Raw genomic sequence first — 2797 nt, forward strand, 5'->3', positions numbered from 1 at the left:
GTTGCCCGCGCCCTTGGGCTTGCCGGTGGAGCCGGAGGTGTAGATCACGTAGGCCAGGTTCTCGCCAGTGACCTCGATGATCGGCGCCTGCTCGGCATAGCCGCTCAGTGGCTGGTCGAGCAGCAGGCACTCCAGGCCCTGCGGCAGCGGCAACTGCTCGCGCAGGTGCGACTGGGTCAGCAGCAGTTCGATACCGCTGTCCTCGATCATGTAGGCCAGGCGCTCGCGGGGGTATTCCGGGTCCAGCGGCACATAGGCGCCACCGGCCTTGATCACCGCCAGCAGCGCCACGACCATTTCCGCGCTGCGCTCGGCCGCCACCCCCACCAGCACATCCGGGCCCACGCCTGCCGCCTGCAGGCGGTGCGCCCACTGGTTGGCCAGGGCGTCGAGCTGGCGGTAGCTGAGCTGACGCTCGCCAAACACCAGCGCCGTGGCATCTGGCGTGGCCTCGACCTGGCGCTGGATCAGCGCCTGGACGCTGTGCTCCAGCGGGTACTCGACCGCCGTGGCATTCCACACCTCCAACGGCAAGGAACGCTCATGGGCGTCGAGCATCGACACCTCGCCCAAGGCCCGTGTGGCCGACACGGCCAGGCCTTCCAGCAGCAGGCCCAGGTGCGCGGCCAGGCGCTCGATGGTCGCCGCCTCGAAGCTGTCGCCGTCGTAGCTGTAGTGCAGCAGCAGGCTCGTCCCCTGGTTGACCGCCAGGGTCAGCGGGTAGCTGGTCTGCTCGTGGTTGCTCACCGCGTCGAAGCGCAGCGCCTCGGGCGCGGCCTGCTCCAGCACTTCAGAGACCGGGAAATTCTCGAACACCAGCAGCGTGTCGAACAGGGCGCCACCGCCCTGCCCTGCCAGGCGCTGGATCTCGTACAACGGCGCATGCTCGAACTCGCGCAGCGCCAGGTTGCGCGCCTGTACGGCCTGCAGCCAGTCGGCCACGGTCTGTTGCGGAGTCGGCGTGGCGACCACCGGCAAGGTGTTGATGAACAGCCCCATCTGCTGCTCCATGCCCGGCAACTCCGCCGGGCGTCCGGCTACCGTCGCGCCGAAGCACACGCTCGCCTGGCCGGTGTAGCGCTGCAGCAGCAACAGCCAGGCCGCCTGCACCAAGGTGTTGAGGGTGACTTTCTGCTCACGGGCAAAGTTCGCCAGGCGCGCAGTGACGGCCTCGTCCACGGCGATGCGGTAGTCGCCATGGGCGGCGCCGCCCGCTCGGGGCTCCTGGCGGATGGCACGGGCCAGGTGGGTCGGCTCGTCGAGCTCCGCCAGTTGCTGGCGCCAGAACGCCTCGCACGCCTCGGCGTCCTGCACCTGCAGCCAGGCGATGTAGTCGCGGTAGCGTCCGACAGGCGCGGCCACCGTCTCACCGGCGTAGCGCGCCAGGACTTCGCCGAGCAGCTGCGAATGGCTCCAGCCATCCATCAGGATGTGATGGTGGGTCAACAACAGGTGATGACGGCCCGGCGCCGTGGCGATCAGTTGTACGCGCAGCAGCGGCGCCTGCTCCAGGTCGAAGCCCTGGGCACGCTCGGCCAATGCCAGTGCGTCCAGTGCGCCAGCCTGGTCGGCGCGGCCCTGCCAGTCGTGCAGCGCGAACGGTACTTCGACCTGGCGTGCCACCACCTGCAGCGGCTGGCTCAGCCCACCTTGCCAGAGGAAACCGGTACGCAGGATGTCATGGTTGAGCAGCGTAGCCTGCCAGGCATCGCGGAAGCGCAGCGGGTCCAGCCCGTCGATGTCCACACGCATCTGGTTGACGTAGTCACCGCTGGCCTGCTCGTAGAGGCTGTGGAACAGCATGCCCTGTTGCATCGGCGACAACGGATAGAGGTCCTGGACACTGGCGGCCGCCAGTGGCAAGGCGTCCAGCTGGGCCTGGGACAAGCGGGCCAGTGGCACGTCCGAAGGGGTCAGACCGCCTGACTGGGGTTGGCAGCAGTGCTCGATCAAGGCCAGCAACGCCTGGGTATAGGCATCGGCCAGGGCCTGGATGGTGTGGCTGTCGAAGCGCGCATCGCTGAAGGTCCAGCCCAGGCTCAATTCGCCATCGAACACCTGGCCGTTGACGCTCAGCGCGTTGGCCAGGGGCGCGTCGGGGTGTTGCTCGGCACCACGGGCCTCGTCACAGGGCAGCCAGAACGCCGCCTCGCCGCTGGCGAAACTGGCATCGAACTGGCCCAGGTAGTTGAAGGTGATCGACGGCGTCGGCAGGCCGGCCAATCGCTCGCGCACCTGCGGCGCGGCGAGCTGCGACAGCACGCCAAAGCCCAGGCCTTTGTCAGGGACCGCGCGCAATTGCTCCTTGATCTGCTTGAGCGAGTCGCCCAGGCCTGCCGCCGGGGTCAGGCGCAGTGGGAACACACTGGTGAACCAGCCGACGCTGCGGGTCAGGTCGAGGTGCTCGAACAGGTCTTCGCGGCCATGGCCTTCCAGCTGCACCAGCGCATGGGCCTGGCCGGTCCAGGCGCAGACGACCTGGGCCAGGGCGGTCAGCAGCAGGTCGTTGACCTGGGTGCGATAGGCTGCCGGGGCATCCTGCAGCAAGCGGCGGGTCTGCTGCTTGTCCAGTCGCGAATAGAGCGTGCTGCCGTCGCGATTGCGCTGGCCACCTTCGGCTCGGTCCCAGTGCAATTCGGCGCTCAGTTCGCGGCTCTGGGCCTGCCAGTACTCCAGTTGTTCCAGTGCATTCGTGCTGGCGTGCTGGCGCAGTTGCTCGACCCAGTCGCGCTGCGAGCTGGTCTTGCCCGGCAGGGCCAGAGGCTTGCCGCTGCTCAGTTGCTCGAAGGCCAGTTGC

Annotated in this window: 1 protein-coding gene; it reads right to left on the reverse strand. The window is 68.3% G+C overall.

The features are described 5' to 3' along the window. The coding region (locus HU748_RS26095) for a condensation domain-containing protein (RefSeq protein ID WP_186722525.1) at positions 1-2797 on the reverse strand (2797 nt) is incomplete at both ends.

It is taken from the genome of Pseudomonas sp. RW3S2 (assembly GCF_014268955.1).
In the GTDB taxonomy this organism is placed as follows: domain Bacteria; phylum Pseudomonadota; class Gammaproteobacteria; order Pseudomonadales; family Pseudomonadaceae; genus Aquipseudomonas; species Aquipseudomonas wayambapalatensis.